Here is a 20,816-nt window from a genome sequence, read left to right on the forward strand (position 1 = left end):
ATTAAGGGTATTCATAACCACCAGACAATGCCGATTTGAGCGTGATAAGCAGAGCATCTGTCACCGCGTTGATTGCCGGTGGTATTGTTTTTCATCCTTTTATACAGACGCAAGGGCAGTGAAAGATCATCTGGAGGAAGTTCATGATTTCTGAAAATCCTAAAGTGGCCCTCATTGGGCCGGGGGCCATCGGAACGACTGTGGTTGCGGCCCTGCACGAAGTAGGTCGAACTCCTGTAATTTGTGGACGTACGGCGCATCCTCAGCTCGAATTACGTTTTGACGAGGGGCGCATTATTGTGCCGGGCCCGGTGTTGACCGAGCCTGCCGAAATCAAACAGCCGTTTGATCTGGTGTTTGTCGCAGTGAAGACAACGCAACTGGACGCCACCGCGGCCTGGCTGAATGTTTTGTGCGACGAGCATACGGTGGTTTGCGTGTTACAAAATGGCGTTGAGCAGAAATTACAATTTGCCGCTTATGTTGCAGGTGCGACGATTCTGCCATCAGTGGTATGGTTTCCTGCGCAGCGAGAACCCGATGCTTCTGTCTGGCTGCGTGCTAAGCCGCGCCTGACATTGCCTGATACGCCAGCGGCCCAACGTGTGGTCGAGGTGTTGCAGGGCACGCGCTGTGAAGTCGATCTCGCTGCTGATTTCACCTCTATTGCATGGCGCAAGTTGTTGCAGAATGCGGTTGCGGGCTTGATGGTGCTGTCAGGGCGTCGCGCCGGAATGTTTTCACGCTCCGATATCACAGAGGTGGCATTAGCTTATTTACGCGAATGTCTTGCGGTGGCGCGTGCGGAAGGTGCGGTATTAAGTGATGACGTGCCGCAGGAGATCGTTGATGTTTTTCATCGTGCACCGGCGGATCTGGGTACCTCTATTCTCGCTGACCGCCAGGCCGGACGAGTGCTTGAGTGGGATATCCGTAACGGCGTTATACAGCGGTACGGGCGGAAGCAGGGTATTCCAACGCCGTTAAGCGATCTGATTGTGCCCTTGCTTGCGGCGGCCAGCGACGGGCCAGGTTGATAAAAGTCGCGTATATATAAAGGAGAAACGATGGCGCATTCTGCACCAACTCTGCATATCCTGTGCGGCAAAATTGCGTCCGGTAAATCAACGCTTGCCGCTGGGCTGGCAAAAACACCGGGCACCGTGCTCTTAAGTGAAGATCGCTGGCTGGCGTTGCTGTTTAAGGATGTGATGAGCAGCGTAGGGGACTACGTTCACTACTCGGAAAAACTCAGGAGCGCTATCGGTCCGCATACCGTTGCACTGCTTAAAGCGGGTGTCAGCGTCGTGCTGGATTTTCCTGCTAATACGCTTGCCAGTCGCCAGTGGATGATGTCTTTGATTCACACTTCGGGCGCAGCGCATTGCCTGCACTATTTGCCGGTGGCTGACGAGGAGTGCAAAGCGCGATTGCGGCGGCGGAATGCGGCGGGTAACCATGATTTTGCTGCTTCTGATGCACAGTTTGAAGCGATCACCCGCTACTTTGTTGAGCCGGGTGCTGAAGAAGGATTTCATATCTTGCGTCACGATATTCACAATCCCGTAACAAGGTTATGATGTCTTCAACACCCGATAAAAACAGCGGAGGCAATGTCGTGGATAAAGATCTACTGGACGCGGGTTATCGCGTGTATACCGGTGAAAAAATTGATGTTTACTTCAATACGGCCATTTGTAAGCACTCAGGAAACTGTGTACGCGGTAATGCGAAGCTTTTTAACCTGAAACGTAAACCGTGGATCATTCCGGACGAAGTGGATGTTGAGACGGTGATCAACGTGATTGATACCTGCCCAAGCGGTGCGCTCAAATACCGCCATAACTGAGTGAGAAAAAGATGGAAATACTGGAAGGTCACAACAAATTTTACGTCAACGACGCCCAGGGCGTTCAGGTTGCCGAGATTGTATTTGTGCCGACGGGCGAACATCTCAGTATTATTGAACACACTGATGTTGATCCCAGCCTGAAAGGGCAAGGCGTGGGTAAACAGCTTGTGGCGCGCGTGGTGGAAAAAATGCGGGCCGAGAACCGTAAAATTATTCCGCTGTGCCCGTTTGCCAAACACGAGTTTGATAACACTCGTGAATATGACGATATCCGCGCATAAAAATGTGCACCGGTGTTAGCCGGTGCACACCCTTCATCGTTACCGTCGGTAGCGAATCAGTACGGCCATTACCAGCACCAGCGCCATAAACGACACACTGTATAACGCTTGTGCTGCTCCCCATTTTTCGGACAAAAACGCCGCCGTCAGCGTTGCCAGAGCCGCACTCATCGCCTGCCAGCGCCACGCTTTTGCGCTGGCGGCAGAGACCGACTCTTCCGGGAATGTATGCAACAAACTGAAGGTTCCAAGAGCGAATACGACATTCGACGCCAGATGCGCCAGAAAGATCATCACCAGCGCAGCAGCCGTCCATGCCGATAATCCCGGCAACAGACAATAGGCGGCAAGAAAAGCCAGCAGGCAACAGAGCAGATAACGATTACTTGCGGCGTACTGTTCCAGCCGGTTGGCCTTCAGCAGTAGTGGACCGCACAGTTGCCCCAGGCTGCGGGCAAAAATTAGCGGCAGCGCCAGCCCGGCGGCGGTATCTGGCTGAATTTGCTGTATCAGCGCGGGCAAGAGTGCCATCGCAGGCGCGCCAACGGCGGCAAGAGCAGGCAACATAAGCAGGCTTCGTTGCTGCAAGGTGGATAACCTGCTCCAGCTCACTTTGTGACGCATCTCTTCTGCATCCCCCGGGGGCAACCGTAAATAGCGAGAGGTGATGCCTAACAGTGCGATCGCCAACACAAAACTTGTGGCATCGATGCCGAGCAGGACGAGCGGCGACATTCTGCCGAACAGCAAAACGCCAATCCCGGTTCCGAGCAGAACCTGCGCGGCGAAGATCACGGTCTCCATGCTGGTCGCCGCGGGCAGTTCCGCAGTACTTAAACCACGTTTGAACACCAGGCTCATGGCGGGCCAGGATAACCCGGCGACAAACGCTTCGATGGATTGCAAAGCCAGAAGCGCGGGGATGCTGTGTGCCAGCAGACCGTAAAGTGGTAGCAGTAAACCGGCCAGTCCCGCCAGCTCGCTTAGCAGCAGTAAACGCAGCGGTGAAACATGGCGGCATAAACGCTCGCCGAGGAGGCTGCCAAAAAAACCAGGCAACGTCGCCAGCATATAGGTGAGCGTGAGTGTCGCTGGAGAGGCGTGCCAGCGCAGAAGCTGGCCCAGAATAATGGTCTGCGTCAGCCCATTACCGACAGAAGAGAAAATATACGCGCAGCCGAAAAGGCACAGCCAGCGGTGCTGGCGTAGTGCCTGCACTAATACCATCAATAACGTCTTCATTGTTAACATCTCAGGCAAACAGAACTCTGCGTACAGCATGCGCTGCACGATGAAAAAAGTGTGTTTACAACGAGATGTCGTTACATTGGCTGGCCGGGTTGGATGTTATTGCTGATAAACGTAGCATCCCGAATGGCGAATGAGAAGGGCAGGTTATTGTGATGGGGACTTCCCTTTTCCCCTAAGTGCAAACGTCAGGCGATAAACAGGCTAAGCAGCAGCACCATGCCTAACCCGACAACCGAGTTAATCAGTTCCAGCAGCCCCCAGGTTTTAAAGGTATCTTTCATGGAGATGCCAAAGGTTTCTTTAAACAGCAGGAAGCCGCCGTCATACATCAGCGTAATGGTGTTACTGCCGCAGGCGACAGCCAGGCACATCAACGCCGGGTTTAAATGAAAAGCGCTGACCATCGGCGCGACGATGCCTGCGGAGGTAATCGCCGCAACGGCGCCTTGCCCGGTCAGAATACGGATGATGGCCGTGATGATCCACGCCACGATAAACGGTGACAGCGGGACGTTACTCATAATGTCCACGATATGATTGCCAACGCCGGAAACCACAATCACCTGCTTCAGGATCCCTCCGGCGCTAATCACAAACAGGACGTTGGCAATTTTAGCAATCGCATCGCTGACGCAATGGGTTACTCCGTCCGGCGTCATGCCGCGCTTAATGCCGAGAAACCAGATTGCCGCAAGCGTTGCAAGCAGCATACTGATTTCCGCGCTGCCGAAAAAAACACAGACCTTTACCAGCTCCGAGCCAGCGGGCATCAGACCTTTTACCAGCGAGGCCACAATCATCAGTACCGCCGGGATCAGCGGAATCAAAATACTGATGCTAAACGGCGGCAGATCCTGGGCTGTTTTTTCCTCCACGGGTTTTAGCAGTGAATTTAGCGGGATCGTTTTGATTCCCGGTAAATATTTCGGTAATAAAATACCTGCACAAAACAGCGCCGGAATAATGACCAGGATGCCATACAGATAGACCTGCACAATATCGGCATTAAACGCACTGATCAGCGCGACCGGTCCTGGCTGCGGTGGGAACAAACTGTGCCCCATGGTTGCGCCGACCACCGTTGGCACAACCAGTTTCATATAGGGAATATGGGCTTTTTTGGCGATGTTTAATACCAGTGGCATGGCAATCAGGAAAGCGACTTCATAAAACATGGCGATGCCGAAAATCACGCCAATAAACATCAAACCGACGGTGAGGAAACGTGTGCCGCAGTGCTCAATAACACTATCGGCAATCCTCTGGCTGGCACCGGATTCGGTCATAAATTTACCGATAATCGCGCCGAACAAAATAATAAGTGCAAGATGGCCGAGAATACTGCCCAGACCGTCCTGAACGACAGACACAATTTTATCGAGTGGAATACCTTCCATGATTGCGACAAATATACCTGCAATCAGTAGCGCGAAAATATTGTGAAATTTGTATTTCAGGTTCATAAGAACCAGAAGTGCAATACCTACCAGCACCCAGAATAAGGCTAACAGCGGGGACATAGAGAATACCTTACGGATTGGCTATCAAGAAAAGCCGGTGGAACCACCGGCCCGAATAAAATTAGTTTTGTTTTTCGAGTGCTTCCCAGAGCCCGTGTAAATAGGTTACGCCGAGCGCCCTATCGTAAAGACCGTAGCCTGGCCGACCGGTTTCGCCCCAGATGAAACGCCCGTGATCCGGACGGATGTAACCGTCAAACCCGTTGTCATGCAAGGCTTTCATGACCTCGTACATATCCAGCGAACCGTAGCGGGATAAGTGCGCGGATTCATAGAAATCTTTATCTTTAATCAGTTTGATATTGCGCACGTGCGCAAAGTGAATACGTTTTCGGCGTGTAAATTCGGCCAGGATTTGGCACACGTTATTTTCGGGATCCTCGGCAATCGAACCGGTACATAAAGTAATACCGTTGGCTTCAGAATCGACTGCATTACAAATCCAGTCGAGATCGTCACGATTTTTAACGATGCGCGGAAGACCAAAAATAGAATACGGCGGATCGTCCGGATGAATCGCCATTTTAATACCGACTTCTTCACAGACCGGAATAACGCGCTCAAGGAAGTAAACCAGGTTTTCACGTAATTTCTGGTCATCAACATCTTTATATTTGGCAAACAGCTCTTGTACTTTCGCCAGACGTTCTGGTTCCCAACCCGGAAGCGCAAAGCCGTTGGAATTTTCCAGCACCTCTTTAACCACTTCATCCAGCGTTTTATCGATGCCTTTCTTTTCGAACGCCATCGTCAGCGAGCCATCCGGCAGCACGTAATTCATCTCGGTCTTCATCCAGTCAAAAACTGGCATAAAGTTGTAACAGATGACTTTTATCCCTACTTCTGCAAGGTTGCGGATGGTTTGCTGGTAATTGGCAATCAGCCGATCGCGGCTGGGGAGACCGATCTTAATATCGTCATGAATATTAACGCTTTCAATGACCTCCATCTTAAGCCCGGCATCACGGACTTGCCCGGCAAGCGCGTTGATTTTCTCTTTTGGCCATACTTCACCTACCGGCACATCGTACAACGCTCCTACTACTCCTTCGACGCCCGGTACCTGGCGGATATATTCCAGTGGGATTTTGTCTTCAACTGGCCCAAACCAGCGCATTGTCATTTGCATGCTCATTGCCACCTCTAAAAGAAAACATTCAACTACCATACTAGTATTTATAGTAACGTTTGCCTGTGCCTGGTTTTGCGATCTGCTTCACACATAAGCCGTTTGGTTTGCGGTTGCTGGCAGGAGAGTGCCCGATGTGTTTGGTTATGTTGGTGAAAAAGGGCGCTGACAAATTTTTTAAAATTAACGCTTGCGAAATAAGTGCGGCCATGAGTTAATGCGTCGTCGGTTTGATAAATCATTATCTCCAGTAGTTCACTAAAGTCTTTCTCATCTCTAAGTACCTCCTTGCTACTTCTTTTTGGGTCTTCGCTTTACACTCTGATAAAAAATAATGTCTCAGACCATTACTGCCGTATTCGGCGAACAAAAAAGAAGGTAACAAGCATGTCTACTAAAATGAACGGTATCGTTAAATGGTTCAACGCTGAGAAAGGCTTCGGTTTCATTACTCCGAAAGATGGCAGCAAAGATGTATTCGTACATTTCTCTGCTATCCAGAGCAATGCGTACCGTACTCTTGAAGAAAATCAAGAGGTTGAATTTACTATCGAAAACGGCCCGAAAGGTCCGGCTGCGGCCAACGTGGTTCCGCGCTAAGGATTTACCATTACGAATCGTATCCATTTTCGCTGCCCGTGCTGCCACGGGTCGCAATACCGAATTTCCAGTTTTGATGTCACTGAGAAAAACCCGGTCGGTGCTAAATGTATTTTTTGCAAATCTGCAATGAACACATTTGATAATATCGCCGCGTTTTTCCAGGCCGGTTCGAATACTGTCGAATTCCGTAAATAAAAAAAAGCAGGTCAGATTTCTGATCTGCTTTTTTTATTCTGCATTATTCCGCCATTAACATAATCATTTTGATCGCGCGATTACTGGTTAATTGCCAGGTCATCTGCCGGAAATGCAGCTCCCCCTGCTGCGGATGATGAAAAACGCGTTCGCCGCCTTCGCGCACCACCACCTGCTGGCGCGACCAGAAAGTGCGAAACAGTTCGCTGTCGTTACTCAGACTCTGCACTAAATGATTCAATCCCTGATCGTGCGGATAGTGCATCGCATCGGCACGCAATTCTGCGACAATCCGGCTGGCGCGCGTCTCCCAGTCAACCACCAGCGTTTGCGCAAGGGGATGACGAAACATAAAACTCATCATATTCGGCTGGGTATCCTTATCCAGCCAGCCGCTAAATAGCGCTTCAGCGGGCGTATTCCACGCTACCATATTCCAGGTTACATCCAGCAAATAACAGGGGCACTGCACCTGATTCACCGTCGCCAGCACCGATTCTTCCACGGTAATGACATGCTCTTCCTGCGGATCGTTTTGCAGCGCCAGGTGGAACAGATACTTCCGCTCCGCCTGCGTCATTTTTAATACGCCAGCAATATTGGACAAGGTTTGCGGCGACACGACAATGTCGCGCCCCTGTTCAATCCACGTATACCAGGTGGTGCTGATACCGCTGAGCTGCGCCACTTCTTCCCGGCGTAATCCGCGGGTGCGCCGCCGACCTTGCGCCGGCAGGCCAATATCGGACGGCGCGGTTTTTTCCCGCTGTGCACGTAAAAAGGCGCCGAGAGTTTTTGGCCCGGCAAAGAGAGTATTTTCCATGGTGGTACTCATTAATACCAGTATAAGTAGCCATATTGTACCCCTATAAAGAGGGTCGTATAGTCGGCAAAGAGCAAATTTTTGTCGTGCTAAAAAAGGAACAAGAGAATGGCGGTCAATCATCATGAATTAACGAAACAACAGTTTGGCGACCAGGCGCAGGCCTACCTCACCAGCCAGGTTCACGCGCAGGGCGCAGATTTGGTGCGGCTGGCGGAGTGGCTCAGTGAAAATCCTGCTGCCGCAGTTCTGGATCTGGGCTGCGGTGCCGGGCATGCCAGTTTTGTCGCGGCTGGCGTCGTCCGTGAAGTGACGGCTTATGATCTGTCGGAAAAAATGCTCGACGTGGTGCGCCAGGCGGCCCGCGATCGTCAACTGAGCAATATCAACACGGTACATGGCGCGGCGGAACAATTGCCCTTTGCCGATGGCGCGTTTGATGTGGTGATCAGCCGTTACTCTGCTCATCACTGGCATGATGTTGCGCTGGCGCTGCGTGAGGTGAAACGTGTGCTGAAGCCTGGCGGTAAATTTATCTTAATGGATATCGCCTCGCCGGGCCGTCCGGTGCTGGATATCTGGCTGCAAACTATCGAAGTACTGCGCGATCCGTCTCACGTGCGCAACTACTCGGCGGCGGAGTGGCTGCAAATGACGCAGCAGAGCGGGATGACGGTCGATAAGCTGTTAACCGATCGCCTGGCGCTGGAATACAACTCATGGGTTGAACGCATGAAAACGCCGGAAGTATTGCGTGCGGCAATTCGCTTTCTGCAACAGCAAACGTCGGAAGAGGTGAAGCAGCACTTCCTGATCGGCGAAGATGGCTCGTTTACGTCGGACACCATCATGTTCCAGACTCAGGCCTGACAATCTGCGCCCACGATAAGTGGGCGCACACTTTCCTTAGCCCAGCGCCTCGCCGATGACTTCGCGAATGCGTTGTGCGATGTAACCGGCATGGGTTTCCAGCGCGAAGTGGCCAGTATCGAGCAGTTCGACCACTGCGTTTGGGTTATCGCGTTTCCAGGCTTCAGCCCCCGGCGGAATAAAGAACGGATCGTGTTTGCCCCAGATAATCAGCGCTGGTGGCTGCCAGGCGCGGAAGAAAGCCTGAAATTCCGGATAACGTTTCAGGTTATTGGCATAATCCAGAAACAGATCCAACTGGATCGCTTTATTGCCGGGCCGTTCCATCAACAGGGCATCCAGTTGGTAACCTTCTGGCGCAACCTGCGCAGGATCGCTAACGCCGTGCAGATACTGCCATTTCGTGCCTTCTAAATGCAAAATCGCATCATTCACCGCCTGGCGGTTTTCGGCTGTGGGTGCATCCCAGTAAGCGCGTACTGGCGCCCATGCATCCCCTAATCCTTCCAGATAGGCATTACCGTTTTGCGAAATGAGCCCGCTGATGCGTTCGGGGTAATGCAGCGCCAGACGCAGGCCGGTCGGCGCGCCGTAATCAAAGACATACATCGCAAAACGTTGCAGATCCAGCGCATCGACAAAAGCCACCATCGTCGCAGCCAGCGTATCAAAACGGTAAACATAATTCCGTTCGGCGGGCACTTCCGTAAAACCGAAACCTGGCAGATCCGGAGCGATGATGTGGAACCGATCCGCCAGCAGCGGGATCAGCTCTCGATACTGGTGTGATGAGCTGGGAAAACCATGCAGCAGCAAAAGTACCGGGTTACCCGGCGTACCTGCTTCACGGTAGAAAACCCGGACGCCATCGGCGTCAACGAACTGATAACGAACAGGGAAATGGGTGTTGCCAGCCATATCAATACCTCACTTGAAACCGTTTAAATTGAATTTAAGGGGTTACGTCGGGATTGAGTATGGTGGATTAATGTAACTGTGTAAAATTAATTTTATCGGTTACAATGGCGAGATAAATACCTCACTGGAGTCGCAAAATGGCATCACCTTCGACAACAGGTACCGAAGGCCCGTGGTTTATCGCCGAGCAAGGCGCGCTGGACTTTATCAATACGCAGGCCTGGGCGGAGCAAGGCACGCACGACTTTTGGCAGTCCGATGAGGATGTCAAAAACTGGCTGCAACAGAGCGGGCAGGGAACACTGTCAGACACCTTTATCGCTAAACCGGGAGAGCTGCTGGCTGAAGCGCGTAAGTTGCGCGCGTTGATCCTGCAACTGGTAGAAGAGAAAAAAAACGGCCATACGCCGTCGCTGGCGCAGCTTAACGATTATCTGGCGCAGGCGCAGAGCTATTTACAGGTGAATACTGACGCCGAAGGCGCGTTGCAGATCCAGCGTTTGTATCAACAGGATACGCCGCTACGGGCGTTGGCACCGGTGGCCGAGCAGGCGGCAGAGCTAATCACTCATGGGCAATTTGAGTATGTTCGCCAGTGTGAGCATCCGGAGTGCATACTCTGGTTTTACGACCGCACCAAAGCGCATCGCCGCCGCTGGTGCAGCATGGCGCTGTGCGGCAACCGGGCGAAAGTGGCCCGTTTCCGCGCCAAAAGCTGAGAGCCAGCCAGCAAATTTTTCATCGGCAATCGTGCTGATATTGAGGTGTACGGTCAGCATCAATAACCCGGCTTACTCGCCAAACTTAGCCGACACTGCGCCCGGAGCGCGTTGCGCCTCCGGGCATTGTCTTAGCGCGGAATAATATTTTCCGCTTTCAGGCGATCGAACAGCGCGGTGAACGCATCCAGCGTGCTGCGATAACCAGTAAAGCCCGCTTTGCGGCTTTTGCTCATATCGGCGAACGCCTCCATTGGACGACCAAGATCGGCGTCGGTATGCCACCAGGAGGCAAGTTTGCTGATATCCGCTTCGCGCAAATGGTATTTCGCTGCAATCTCTGTCCACGCGGCTTGCGCATCCTGCATTCTTCCTTCCAGCGGTTGCATGCTTTCCGGGTAGGGCGCAGATTCAATGGCAAAATAAGCAGCCAGCCGCGGCCAGAGCCAGTTCCAGCGGAAAACATCGCCATTAACGGCGTTAAAATCTTCATTTGCCGCGTTTTCGCTTTGCGCCGCCCAGCTCAGCTGTTCTGCCAGCAGGCCAGCGTCCGTCACGTCCGACACGCCGTTCCACTGCTCCGGCGAGCCGGGGAAGATAAACGGCCAGCCTTTTTCACGACAAAGTGTGGCGTAAACCGCCAGCGTCAACCCCATATTCATTGCATTGCTGACGGCATAACCAATGATGCTGTGCGGGCGATGAACACTCCAGCGATAGCCATATTTTTGCGCCCCGGCGAACACTTCATCCTCCTGGGCATAATAGAAATTCTCCACATCCTGGCGGCCCTGTTCCTCGCGAAACGGCGTGACCGGAACATTGCCCTTGCCATAGGCCTCGAACGGGCCGAGGTAGTGTTTCATGCCAGTGACCAGCGCCACGTGTTTCCCGGCCAGCCGTTCACCCAGCGCTGCAATAACATTTTTCACCATCGCACCATTGACGCGAATATTGGCTTTTTCGTTTTCCTGGCGTGCCCAGACACTGAAAAACAGCGCATCCGGCTGCTGCGTTTGAAGCGCCGCAGCCACGGCTGCCGCATCGGTCAGATCCGCCGTCAGGCTGATGCAGCCTGCGGGGACAGCGCCGCGCCCGCGTGACAATCCGCAAACCTGCCACCCTTCGCTGAGCAGTTGTTCGGCCAGTGCGCGGCCAATAACGCCGCTGATGCCGACAATTAATGCTTTCTTCTGCATATGAATGTTCTCCTCTATCGTGATGAGTACAGACTAATGAAGAATTTATTTCTTATCTCTGGTATTAATTCACACTATTACTGACCTGAATTCACGAATCTATGCGCGACCAACGTCTTAAAGATATCATCCCCTTTGTCGCCTGCGTCGAAGCAGGGAGCTTTACCGCTGCCGCCGAAAGGCTGCATCTGACGGGATCGGCGATCAGTAAAAGCATCGGCCGTCTGGAGGCCCGGCTTGGTTCGCGGCTGCTGGAGCGCACCACCCGGCGGCTGGAGTTAACCGACGCCGGGCAGGCTTATTACCAGACCTGTCTGCGCATTCTGGAAGACCTGGCGGAAGCCGAATCGGTGCTGGCGGCGCACCGCACCATCCCTTCCGGTCGTTTGCGGCTGGCGGTACCGAATACTTACGGACGGCTGGGCGTGATGCCACTGCTGATCCCTTTTTGCCAGCAGCACCCGGAGATCGAACTCAGCCTGACCTTTTCCGATCGCTTCGTCGATCTGTTTGAAGAGGGCATCGACGTTGCCGTGCGGATCGGCCAAACCTCTGAACTGCCCGCCTCGCTGGGGTGCCGACACATTGGGCGCGAAAAGATGGTGTTTTGCGCATCGCCCGATTACCTGCAACGTGAAGGCATGCCGCAGGATGAGGCACAACTGTTGCGGCATAAAGCGATCCTTTACGAGCGGGTCGATGGCAGCAGCAAACCCTGGATCTTCACCACCGCCGACGGCTATCCGGAGTGGCGCACGGTGCCCTGGCGCATGGCGCTGGGCGATGTTGATGCGCAGGTGCAGGCGATTTGCGCCGGGCTGGGCGTCGGCCAGTTGCCCACCTGGCTGGTGCATACGCAATTGCAGCGCGGCGAGCTGGTAGTGATCCTGCCACAGCATCAACCGGAGGGGCTGGCGCTGACCCTGGTGTGGCCGCGACGCAAGCAGCTACTGCCGAAGGTGGATGCGTTACTTGCGGTGTTGGGCCAACTGGATATTGCGCCATCATAAGTCCTGCATGCGCTTGACCAATGACAAGGCGGGCAACCCGTCGCGCTCTTTATAATCTGCTGGTGTCCCTTCTTACTGGTGTGAATCCATGGCTTACCAACTCAACCTGAACTGGCCGGAATTTCTTGAAAAATACTGGCAAAAGAAACCTGTCGTTCTGAAACGCGCCTTCCCGGACTTCGTTGATCCGATCACGCCTGATGAACTGGCTGGTCTGGCGATGGAACCGGAAATCGACAGCCGCATTGTCAGCCACAAAAATGGGCAATGGCAGGCGTGGCATGGCCCCTTCGAGGAGTTTGATCATCTGGGCGAAACCGACTGGTCGCTGTTGGCGCAGGCGGTAAACCACTGGCACGCACCTTCCGCCGAACTGGTGAAGCCGTTTCGCGTGTTGCCGGAGTGGCGCTTTGACGATCTGATGATCTCTTATTCCGTACCGGGCGGCGGCGTTGGTCCGCATATCGACCAGTACGATGTATTTATTATTCAGGGGATGGGCAGCCGCCGCTGGCGCGTGGGCGATAAGTTGCCGATGCGCCAGTTTTGCCCGCATCCGGCGCTGCTGCACGTCGATCCTTTCGAGCCGATCATTGATGAAGATCTGGAGCCGGGCGATATCCTCTACATTCCGCCTGGATTCCCTCACGATGGTTTCACTCACGAAGCGGCGTTCAACTACTCGATCGGTTTTCGCGGGCCGAACGGTCGCGATCTGATCAGCAGCTTTGCCGACTACGCACTGGAAAACGATCTCGGTAACGAGCACTACAGCGATCCGGATTTAACCTGTCGTGAACATCCGGGGCGGGTGGAAGAGTATGAACTCGATCGCCTGCGCGGCATGATGATCGACATGATCAACGATCCGGTTCATTTCAAACAGTGGTTTGGCAGCTTTATTACCACGCCGCGCCATGAACTGGATGTGTCGCCCGAGCCGGACGACTACAGCGCCGACGAGATTGTTGCGGCGTTGCAGGAAGGGCAGGTGCTGACTCGCCTGAGCGGGCTGCGAGTACTCCATATCGGCGACAGCTTCTTTGTGAACAGCGAATGCCTGGAAACGACCGAGCCGCAGGCCGCCGACGCGCTGTGCCGTTATACGGTGATCGGGCAGAAAGAGCTGGGTAACGCGCTGGACAACCCGGACTTTGCCGAAGAGCTGGCCTGGCTGGTAAATCAGGGCTACTGGTTCTTCGACGAGTAAGCTACGCCCTCCGCGCCGCGCCTGGCCGCGGAGGGTTTTCTGTCAGGCGCTTTCGCCGGAGCAGACCAGATGGTCGCTCTTGATGTGGTACATCTCCAGATCTTCACGCAGGAAAAAGGCCATCTCCCACGGGTTTTTCTCGATAAACGCTTCACGAACTTGCAGAAATAATGGGCTGCCGTTGGGAATTAAAAATGCGCGGCCTTCAAAGGTGGTGTAATTCCAGTGAATGGCGTTCTCGAAAATATAATTTGCACGCTCATCCATGGCGAAAAGGCAGCGGTTATCTTTTTTCAGCACTTTCGATTTAAATGTCTCAGGGAACGTGATTAAAAATATGTCGTTATCTGAAGACGAAAGAAAAGCCAGCACCGTCGTATGCGGTTGTTCCTGCGCGTGGGTAATTAATACGCCGACTTTATTATGATGATCTTTTATTTCCAGTGGCGGTAATGCCGTTAATGTAGTGAACGGGACCAGCGTATCGGCGCGCGGATCGTCCGGGTAGCGATAGCCCGTTTCTTTAATATCGATAACCTTCTTAAAGCCGTGCAGCAACTGGCATTCCCGCGGCGCCAGCACCACCCAGTCGCCATCAATGGCGATCACCCGTCCTTTGTAAGAACTACGGTATACGGAGATGTTGGCGTCAAATTCGTCAACGCCGGTACGGTTATCAAGATGGACTGTGGCAAAATCATCAACGGCGAGCTGGTGGCCGTTATGGAAAAAAACGCGTAATGAATTATCGCTGTTCGGGTAAGTGGCGCAAATATTAACGGTAATCTTTTCGCCGCAATAATAAGCCAGTACCCCCAGCACCTGTTTACCCAAAATGCTTTGCAGGTTCATGTTTCTTCCTTCTGCAATGAATAATGAAATTAGAAATATCTTATCCGACGAAATTAACTCAGCAACCACAAAAAGAGGGTTTCGCTTTGTGCGACAGGCTGTGCTGAATATTTACCCTAAAAAAAAATAGCTGCCCGCAGGCAGCTATTTACAGCGAATTATCTGGCGACGATAAAACGCCTGTCGTCATCAATCCAGGTTTTCTCATCGGCGGGCGCAATGATGCTGCCGAAGTTCATCTCCGCGCGCAGTTTCCAGCTCGGCGGAATATTCCATGTCTCGCGCACATCCTGATCGATCAGCGGGTTGTAGTGTTGCAGGTTAGCGCCAATGCTTTTCTCTGCCAGCGCCAGCCAGACGGCATACTGGGCAATACCGCTGCTCTGTTCTGACCAGACAGGGAAGTTATCCGCATAGGCGATGTACTGGCGTTGCAGCGCGGTCACTATTTCCTGATCTTCAAAAAACAGCACCGAACCGGCAGCGGCGGTAAAGCCGTCGAGTTTGTCGGAAGTGGCGTGGAAACTTTCTGCCGGGATCACTTTACGCAACTGTTCGCGCACCAGCCCCCAGAAGCGATCGTGCTCCTTGCCCAGCAGGATCAGCGCGCGCGAACTTTGCGAATTGAACGCCGATGGCGCCTGGCGAATCGCCTCTTTAATGGTATCGATCACCGTCTCTTCCGCGACCGGCAGATCTTTGCCCAGCGTATAAATGGTGCGCCGTGCTTTAGCCAGCGCCAGAAAATCTTCCGCCGCGACACTGGCAGTCCAGGAAACACGCTCCGCTTCCGGCAGCGTCGGCGGCGTGGTGGTCTGCGGCACGCTCTCTGTGCGGGCGAGCGTAGACTTCAAAATTTGCTGAAACGGATCCATGAGTCACTGTTCCTGTTGTGAGCGGCAAAGGGAAAAATATCAGGTTATCAGAGCACAGGAATACACCTGTTGATGCAGCAAATAGATGGAATAAAGCGCGGTATTTGTCGGTAAAAACGCCTCGTGCGGAATCCGTTTGCCGATAACGTCATCAAGCTTGCAGATGGCGGGGATAGATTTTCACGTAAATAATGAAATAAGTGCAATAACCCTGGAGGTGAATCGATTAATGGTGTGGTTTAATTTATGGAATAAATCAAAAAGGCTATTTTAGATCGATGCCATCAATAATTGGTTGTAAAATAACCCATTGCTTTATATGATTTTTTTTAAGATTTAAGACAATCCGCATGGATCATTTTCATTTTATTCTCTATTTTAAATAATAAGCCTAAAGTATTTTCCGCACGGGTCGATGAATATAGTTTGCTACCCGCCAGGCATTGAGGAAAAAAATGAACGCTGAATCGCACGGTCACGATCTTACGTCGAGTCTGACTCCGCTTGCGGAGGAAAACACCTCGATCCCGCCGTTCGTGAAAACCATCGCAGTGCGCCTGAGCTGGGCCTGTTCGCTGGAGGAGGCCGACGTTTATCGCCAACTCTCTGCGCCCTGGTATCAGGGAGTCGTAACGGAGGAGGATAAACAGCAACTGCTGGTTCATTTTCCGTTTATGGCCCCTCTGCATGCGCCCGCCTCGGTGGCGGATTACACCATCATGCTGGTAAGCCTGTGGCTGAATATCGAAGAGATGTACCACCGGGGGACGTTATTACCGGAAGAATTAATGCAGGGGCTGATAAAAAAATCGGCAACCTCGCAGGCGCAAGATTGCCGTCATAATCGCGATTCCGTCGCCGCTTCAGCGCCGCGCCGTTAGCATTACGCCATCGCGTTATAGTCGATCAGGTAGCGCTCCATATAACGTGCGATCGCATTACGCAGAATTTCATATTTCTTACGCATTGGATCGCTGCGATGAAATATCAACACCACTTTACGTTTCGGTTCCGGGCTGACACAGCGGATATAACGAATATTTTCGTTGCTCCCTTGCTGGGTCGAGAGCAACGGGAAGAAGGACACGCCGCGATTAAACGCCACGCCGCGCCGCAGGGTTTCCAGGTGCATCGCCACAAAACGTGAATCCGGTTCCAGCTCGAACTGATAACAGTAGCGCAGCACCTGGCTGTGCAGACAGTTGCCATCGTCAATCATCAGAATCTTATTATTTTTCAAATGCCCCATATCGATTTCGTTCATGCGCGAGTAGGGGTGTTGATGGCTGACGCCCAGCACCAGCGGCTCGTCGAACAGCGGCAGTTCAACGTATTTACTGGTGTCTTTATTGGAAGTCATGATCGCGCATTTGATGGTGTCGGACTCCAGCATATACAGCAACTGGTTGGTCTGCGCTTCGTGGATCTCCAGCTCAATTTCCGGGAAATTCTCGCGGCAAACGGCATTCAAATGGGAAAAAATATAGGGTGCCAGCGTCGGAATAATGCCGACATCCAGCGTCTGCATCAGGCTCTGATAGTGGCTGCTGCTGGCCATATTTTTCAGCGCTTCAATCTCCCGCAGCACCACCTGGGTTTGCTCAACCAGCCGCAGCCCGGTTTGCGTAAAGCGGATCTTGCGCGTCGTACGTTCCAGCAGTTGTAAACCGAGTTCGTTTTCCAGTTTACGCAACTGAGCGCTTAACGTCGGTTGACTGACGTTGCAGGCTTCAGCGGCGCGCTGAAAATGTCGGTGCTTCGCCAGCGCGACAAGATACTCAAGATTACGGATGTTCATTATGGTCCCCGGGGCGCAAATTTCCGCGTAGTTGAGAGCCCACCTGTAGCAACGTGTTGTGTAAATGACGTCTTATTATTTTCAACTCTGTCATCAGGTTTCCCCCTCATGCCTGTACATGAGATTTGATGGTTTTTATTATTGCTTTCACTTTCAGCGGCATCCTGCCCGACTCCGGTGCACTCCCGCGCCGGACATTGCGTGTAATACCACTAATGCGTCTTCAACGAAGCCGCAAATAACGACAACATATGTAATGCGGACAAATAATAACCTTCACCCGAACGCAAAGACGTTTCCATCTGTAGATAGTCGCCCATGGTTAAATCACGCACCGCCAGAATGCCGCCAGACATCGGATAACTTGCCCGTTCGTTGTCTGAGACATCCACCCACGCGGGCGTGTCATTGCGAGTGTAGCCCGCCCAAAAATGACGGAAATTTTCCATCGAATGTTGCTGCGCATCGCTGAGGCTTAAATAAAGCGGAATGCGAATCGCATCGTAGCTGAATCTTGCCGGCCAGTTCGCGGCTGGCATGACTTCACCACTATTCTTAACAAAAATCCAGTCGCTGGGCAGTTGGCTCTTACCAAAACGCGCTTTATTGAGTAATTCGAGGCTCGATTTTTTCAGTTTTAACCAAATATTGTTATGCCGTTGCTGCCAGAAACTCTCCCAGGCCGGAAAGACAAAATAGGATGGGTTGAGAATATACCCATCGTCTTTGGTAAACCCAGTGAGGCCCGGCAGGAGTAATGTCCGGGAATCCTGTTCAATCACCAGGCAGTTGATAATTGCATCCTGAATATTTTCCGAGGCGGTGAGATAACTCTCATCGTGCCATTTATTGCCCGCCAGCAATAACGCCCAGGCGATCAATGTGTCGCCGTCGCTGGCGTTATTATCGTCCGTCACTTTGCGTTCGCGTGGATCGTAGCGCCAGGCAAACAGCCACAGCGATGGGCGTAATAAGGTGTTGCGCGTCCAGCGCCACACTTTTTCAAATGTGGCGGGATCGTCGTTAACGACGGCCAGTAACATGCCATATCCCTGACCTTCCGAATGGCTAATATCGCCATTTTCATGGTCGATAATGCGGCCATCCTGACTCAGGTAGTTCTGTTTAAACAGCCCCCAGTTGCTGTCCTGACAGCGGGCTGAAAAAGCGGTCATGGCCAGCGACAATAGCAGGCACGGCATGAGCCAGGTGGTTCTTAACATGAGACATCCTGTGGTGAAAATAGGGCAGTTACCGGCTCAGTCGTTATACCGCTTCGGCGATGCGTTCAACGGCGTCAGCCACGGGTTTTAACGTCAATTCGTGCTGCAACCACTGGCGGAAAGCCGGGCCGGTCGCGCCGTGACGTAAGCCGTACTCCACAAAAGCTTTCATATAGCCAATCTTGTCGCCGCAGTCGTGAGATTTACCGGTCAGGGCGTAAGCTTCCACAGGCGCGTTCTCCAGCAGCATCGCGATAGCATCGGTCAACTGGATTTCACCGCCTGCGCCGATCGGCGTTTTACGCAGCAGCGGCCAAATCGCTTTTGAAAGCACATAGCGGCCAACCACCGCCATGTCGGACGGCGCTTCGTCAACGGCCGGTTTTTCCACCATGCCTTTTACCAGACCAAAATCACCTGCCGGGAGGTTCATGCCGCCGCAATCCACCACGCCATAGCGGGAAACATCTTCGTGGTTAACGGTTTCAATCATTAACTGGCTGGCGCCCGTCGTGGTGAAGCGATCGATCATTGCCGCCAGGTTATCCTGCGACAGATCGCAACGGCTGTCGTCGATCAACACGTCCGGCAGCAGCACCACGAAGTCGTTATCGCCAATTAGCGGTTCCGCGCACAGCACCGCGTGGCCCAGACCTTTGGAGTGCCCCTGGCGCACATGCATAATGTTCATGCCTGCCGGACAGATAGTCCGCACCTCTTCCAGCAACTGATTTTTCACGCGCGATTCCAGCAGCGACTCCAGTTCAAAAGAGGTATCGAAATGGTTTTCGATGGCGTTTTTGGAAGAGTGCGTAACCAGCACGATTTCGCGGATCCCGCAGGCGTAACACTCCTGCACGATATACTGAATAAGCGGCTTATCCACGATCGGTAACATCTCTTTCGGGATAGCCTTGGTTGCCGGAAGCATACGCGTACCGAGTCCTGCCACTGGGATTACAGCCTTTAACATAATTGTTTCCTGTTATTTATTTTGCTGTTTAAAAATCAACACACAATGCTGTTGATGATGCCACCCGATTCATTTACGCCTGGAACCTGGTAGTTAATAAAATCATCACCGCCTCGCGCCTTCACTTTATAAAGGGCGGTATCAGCGGCTTTTAAAATAGAGGAAAAGTTCGGCCCGTGTTCCGGATAACTGGCAACACCAATACTCACCGATAATTCCACGGTTTGTTGCAGGTAATGCAAATACATCGGCTGGCGCGTGGCTTCGACAATTAATTGCAGCACGCCGCGACCGGCAGGTTCGTCAACGCCATCAATATAGGTGAGGGCGAATTCGTCACCACCAAGCCGGCCAAGCAGTGTGGTGCGGGAAATACACTGTTTTACCCGGCTGATAAAGCAGCGCAGCACTTCATCGCCTGCCGCATGCCCCAGATCGTCGTTAATATTTTTAAAGTTATCGAGATCCAGTATCGCCACCACAATCTGTGCGCCGCGCGCGTTAGCGGCACGGATTTTTTTGCGGCTACGAATATAGTAACCCTGGCGATTCAGGGTTTTGGTTAATGCATCATTGTGCGCACGAAAATGTAATTTCTCGCGGATCGCCATATGCCGGGTAATATCAAACCCCAACAGGATAAAGGCAAATATTTCACCCGTTTCATCGCGACGCGGCATTAAGCGGGTATCAAGCCAAAGCATCTCGCCGTTTTTTTTCTGCTGCGATATTTCGCCCTGCCAGTTATCACCGGTTTTTTTCGCAATACTAATCGCCATCGCCAGTGAAATAGCAACCGTTTCATCCGTCGACTGAAACAATACTTTGCCCAGCACCTCATCACGACTGAAACCCGTTAATTGATAGAAAAACGGACTGGCGTGAATAAGCTGGCCGGAGGTATCGAGAACCAGCGAAACAAAGGCATTATCCTCCATATAATTAACTGCCTCGATTTCAAGTTTCCTGCCTGAAACCATGATTTCATTAAACATGATGGTCACCTGATCGTTGATATAGGGTGGATATGCCTTTGCGACGTCATTCGTTAATGGCGTAGCGGAAAATCAGCACATCTTCGGTGGCGTTATCCTTCCAGCGCACCGGCACCTGATTGCCCGCGCCCTGTGACACCAGCCACTGCGAATACGCGCCTTCCAGCACATAGGCGCTGGCGCGACGCCAGCCCGCTTCGTCACGGTATTCCGGCGCATGCGGCCACGCGCAGTGCAGCAGGATCAGTTCGCGCTGGGCGGGCGCCATTTTGACAAAGCCCCAGTTGAACAGCTCCAGCACCCGGTTAATGCTCGCTTCCAGTTCGTTCACCGTGGCGGCGCCATCAATGGGATACCACTGGGCCATCATCTGGCCGATACGTCTCAGGGCTTCGGGATCTTTATCACCCCGGCCTTCGGTGTATTCGTTAAAAAACAGATACACCAGGTCATGCCAGCCAGCCTGATAATTGCGTTGTAAATAAGTGTCCTGATTGCTAAACATCATCTATCCCACGGG

The 20,816-nt window shown here is 52.6% G+C and carries 24 protein-coding genes; 11 read left to right on the forward strand and 13 right to left on the reverse strand.

Annotated elements, in window-relative coordinates:
* Window positions 1–143 precede the first annotated feature (143 nt).
* The 4 genes from CWM66_RS19495 to CWM66_RS19510 are packed head-to-tail and all read left to right on the forward strand — an operon-like array spanning window position 144 to window position 2,133.
* Entirely contained in the window at window positions 144–1,037 is an 894-nt protein-coding gene (locus CWM66_RS19495; RefSeq protein ID WP_369878916.1) for an oxidoreductase, read from the forward strand.
* A gap of 30 nt (window positions 1,038–1,067) precedes the next feature.
* Window positions 1,068–1,580 (forward strand): ATP-binding protein, encoded by a 513-nt coding sequence (locus CWM66_RS19500; protein ID WP_007370285.1) that lies wholly within the window; start codon window positions 1,068–1,070, stop codon window positions 1,578–1,580.
* Window positions 1,581–1,618: 38 nt separating this feature from the next.
* Window positions 1,619–1,849: a 4Fe-4S mono-cluster protein YjdI gene (gene yjdI / locus CWM66_RS19505; protein ID WP_007370286.1), complete on the forward strand. Its 231-nt coding sequence runs from the start codon at window positions 1,619–1,621 to the stop codon at window positions 1,847–1,849.
* Between the two features lie 11 nt (window positions 1,850–1,860).
* Window positions 1,861–2,133 carry a GNAT family N-acetyltransferase gene (locus tag CWM66_RS19510; protein ID WP_007370287.1) on the forward strand — a complete coding sequence of 91 codons (273 nt, stop codon included), beginning with the start codon at window positions 1,861–1,863 and terminating at the stop codon, window positions 2,131–2,133.
* 39 nt (window positions 2,134–2,172) lie between these two features.
* Here the strand turns inward: CWM66_RS19510 and CWM66_RS19515 are convergent, their stop codons facing one another.
* The 3 genes from CWM66_RS19515 to uxuA all read right to left on the reverse strand — a co-directional run bounded on the left by CWM66_RS19515 (window position 2,173) and on the right by uxuA (window position 6,033).
* Entirely contained in the window at window positions 2,173–3,375 is a 1,203-nt protein-coding gene (locus tag CWM66_RS19515) for an MFS transporter (protein WP_035887588.1), read from the reverse strand.
* A 194-nt stretch (window positions 3,376–3,569) separates the two neighbouring features.
* The gene (locus CWM66_RS19520) at window positions 3,570–4,904 is read right to left on the reverse strand and encodes a gluconate:H+ symporter (protein ID WP_007370289.1); all 1,335 of its coding nucleotides are present in this window, start codon (window positions 4,902–4,904) and stop codon (window positions 3,570–3,572) included.
* 61 nt (window positions 4,905–4,965) lie between these two features.
* The gene (gene uxuA / locus CWM66_RS19525) at window positions 4,966–6,033 is read right to left on the reverse strand and encodes a mannonate dehydratase (RefSeq protein WP_007370290.1); all 1,068 of its coding nucleotides are present in this window, start codon (window positions 6,031–6,033) and stop codon (window positions 4,966–4,968) included.
* A 387-nt stretch (window positions 6,034–6,420) separates the two neighbouring features.
* Between uxuA and cspA the strand changes: the two genes are divergently transcribed.
* Together cspA and CWM66_RS29120 are read left to right on the forward strand one after the other, a co-directional pair.
* The gene (gene cspA, locus CWM66_RS19530; RefSeq protein WP_035887590.1) at window positions 6,421–6,633 is read left to right on the forward strand and encodes an RNA chaperone/antiterminator CspA; all 213 of its coding nucleotides are present in this window, start codon (window positions 6,421–6,423) and stop codon (window positions 6,631–6,633) included.
* Between the two features lie 9 nt (window positions 6,634–6,642).
* Window positions 6,643–6,831 (forward strand): cold-shock protein, encoded by a 189-nt coding sequence (locus CWM66_RS29120; RefSeq protein ID WP_071532013.1) that lies wholly within the window; start codon window positions 6,643–6,645, stop codon window positions 6,829–6,831.
* A 43-nt stretch (window positions 6,832–6,874) separates the two neighbouring features.
* Here the strand turns inward: CWM66_RS29120 and CWM66_RS19540 are convergent, their stop codons facing one another.
* A complete protein-coding gene (locus CWM66_RS19540; protein ID WP_035887593.1) occupies window positions 6,875–7,654 on the reverse strand; it encodes a helix-turn-helix transcriptional regulator in 780 nt (259 codons plus the stop codon).
* 108 nt (window positions 7,655–7,762) lie between these two features.
* Between CWM66_RS19540 and CWM66_RS19545 the strand changes: the two genes are divergently transcribed.
* Window positions 7,763–8,524, forward strand: coding sequence for a class I SAM-dependent methyltransferase (locus CWM66_RS19545; protein WP_007370294.1), 762 nt, complete (start codon window positions 7,763–7,765; stop codon window positions 8,522–8,524).
* A gap of 36 nt (window positions 8,525–8,560) precedes the next feature.
* Here the strand turns inward: CWM66_RS19545 and CWM66_RS19550 are convergent, their stop codons facing one another.
* Complete coding sequence (locus CWM66_RS19550) at window positions 8,561–9,442, reverse strand: alpha/beta fold hydrolase (protein WP_007370295.1); 882 nt, start codon at window positions 9,440–9,442, stop codon at window positions 8,561–8,563.
* A 137-nt stretch (window positions 9,443–9,579) separates the two neighbouring features.
* Here CWM66_RS19550 and CWM66_RS19555 point away from each other — a divergent pair, with 137 nt between their 5' ends.
* A complete protein-coding gene (locus tag CWM66_RS19555) occupies window positions 9,580–10,161 on the forward strand; it encodes an ABATE domain-containing protein (RefSeq protein WP_107147114.1) in 582 nt (193 codons plus the stop codon).
* 131 nt (window positions 10,162–10,292) lie between these two features.
* Here CWM66_RS19555 and CWM66_RS19560 read toward each other — a convergent pair whose 3' ends face one another.
* Window positions 10,293–11,360 carry an SDR family oxidoreductase gene (locus CWM66_RS19560; protein WP_071921373.1) on the reverse strand — a complete coding sequence of 356 codons (1,068 nt, stop codon included), beginning with the start codon at window positions 11,358–11,360 and terminating at the stop codon, window positions 10,293–10,295.
* Between the two features lie 101 nt (window positions 11,361–11,461).
* Between CWM66_RS19560 and CWM66_RS19565 the strand changes: the two genes are divergently transcribed.
* Both CWM66_RS19565 and CWM66_RS19570 read left to right on the forward strand, forming a co-directional pair.
* Complete coding sequence (locus tag CWM66_RS19565) at window positions 11,462–12,370, forward strand: LysR family transcriptional regulator (protein ID WP_071921372.1); 909 nt, start codon at window positions 11,462–11,464, stop codon at window positions 12,368–12,370.
* An 88-nt stretch (window positions 12,371–12,458) separates the two neighbouring features.
* Complete coding sequence (locus CWM66_RS19570; protein ID WP_007370299.1) at window positions 12,459–13,580, forward strand: cupin domain-containing protein; 1,122 nt, start codon at window positions 12,459–12,461, stop codon at window positions 13,578–13,580.
* A 42-nt stretch (window positions 13,581–13,622) separates the two neighbouring features.
* Here CWM66_RS19570 and CWM66_RS19575 read toward each other — a convergent pair whose 3' ends face one another.
* Together CWM66_RS19575 and CWM66_RS19580 are read right to left on the reverse strand one after the other, a co-directional pair.
* Window positions 13,623–14,432, reverse strand: a complete 810-nt coding sequence (locus CWM66_RS19575; RefSeq protein ID WP_007370300.1) for a hypothetical protein — start codon at window positions 14,430–14,432, stop codon at window positions 13,623–13,625.
* A 158-nt stretch (window positions 14,433–14,590) separates the two neighbouring features.
* Complete coding sequence (locus tag CWM66_RS19580; RefSeq protein ID WP_079517392.1) at window positions 14,591–15,307, reverse strand: nitroreductase family protein; 717 nt, start codon at window positions 15,305–15,307, stop codon at window positions 14,591–14,593.
* A gap of 455 nt (window positions 15,308–15,762) precedes the next feature.
* Here CWM66_RS19580 and CWM66_RS19585 point away from each other — a divergent pair, with 455 nt between their 5' ends.
* A complete protein-coding gene (locus tag CWM66_RS19585) occupies window positions 15,763–16,188 on the forward strand; it encodes a hypothetical protein (protein ID WP_007370303.1) in 426 nt (141 codons plus the stop codon).
* 2 nt (window positions 16,189–16,190) lie between these two features.
* On the opposite strand, the gene oxyR is transcribed toward CWM66_RS19585, so the two are convergent.
* The 5 genes from oxyR to bcsD form a co-directional block, all read right to left on the reverse strand.
* Window positions 16,191–17,105 (reverse strand): DNA-binding transcriptional regulator OxyR, encoded by a 915-nt coding sequence (gene oxyR / locus CWM66_RS19590; RefSeq protein WP_007370304.1) that lies wholly within the window; start codon window positions 17,103–17,105, stop codon window positions 16,191–16,193.
* 212 nt (window positions 17,106–17,317) lie between these two features.
* Window positions 17,318–18,328: a glycosyl hydrolase family 8 gene (locus CWM66_RS19595; RefSeq protein WP_035887598.1), complete on the reverse strand. Its 1,011-nt coding sequence runs from the start codon at window positions 18,326–18,328 to the stop codon at window positions 17,318–17,320.
* A 43-nt stretch (window positions 18,329–18,371) separates the two neighbouring features.
* The gene (gene galU, locus CWM66_RS19600) at window positions 18,372–19,301 is read right to left on the reverse strand and encodes a UTP--glucose-1-phosphate uridylyltransferase GalU (protein ID WP_079517393.1); all 930 of its coding nucleotides are present in this window, start codon (window positions 19,299–19,301) and stop codon (window positions 18,372–18,374) included.
* 35 nt (window positions 19,302–19,336) lie between these two features.
* The gene (locus CWM66_RS19605; protein ID WP_007370307.1) at window positions 19,337–20,296 is read right to left on the reverse strand and encodes a sensor domain-containing diguanylate cyclase; all 960 of its coding nucleotides are present in this window, start codon (window positions 20,294–20,296) and stop codon (window positions 19,337–19,339) included.
* A 46-nt stretch (window positions 20,297–20,342) separates the two neighbouring features.
* Window positions 20,343–20,804 (reverse strand): cellulose biosynthesis protein BcsD, encoded by a 462-nt coding sequence (gene bcsD / locus CWM66_RS19610; RefSeq protein WP_035887601.1) that lies wholly within the window; start codon window positions 20,802–20,804, stop codon window positions 20,343–20,345.
* Between the last annotated feature and the right edge of the window lie 12 nt (window positions 20,805–20,816).

The organism is Kosakonia sp. H7A, assembly GCF_003028445.1.
In the GTDB taxonomy this organism is placed as follows: domain Bacteria; phylum Pseudomonadota; class Gammaproteobacteria; order Enterobacterales; family Enterobacteriaceae; genus Kosakonia; species Kosakonia radicincitans.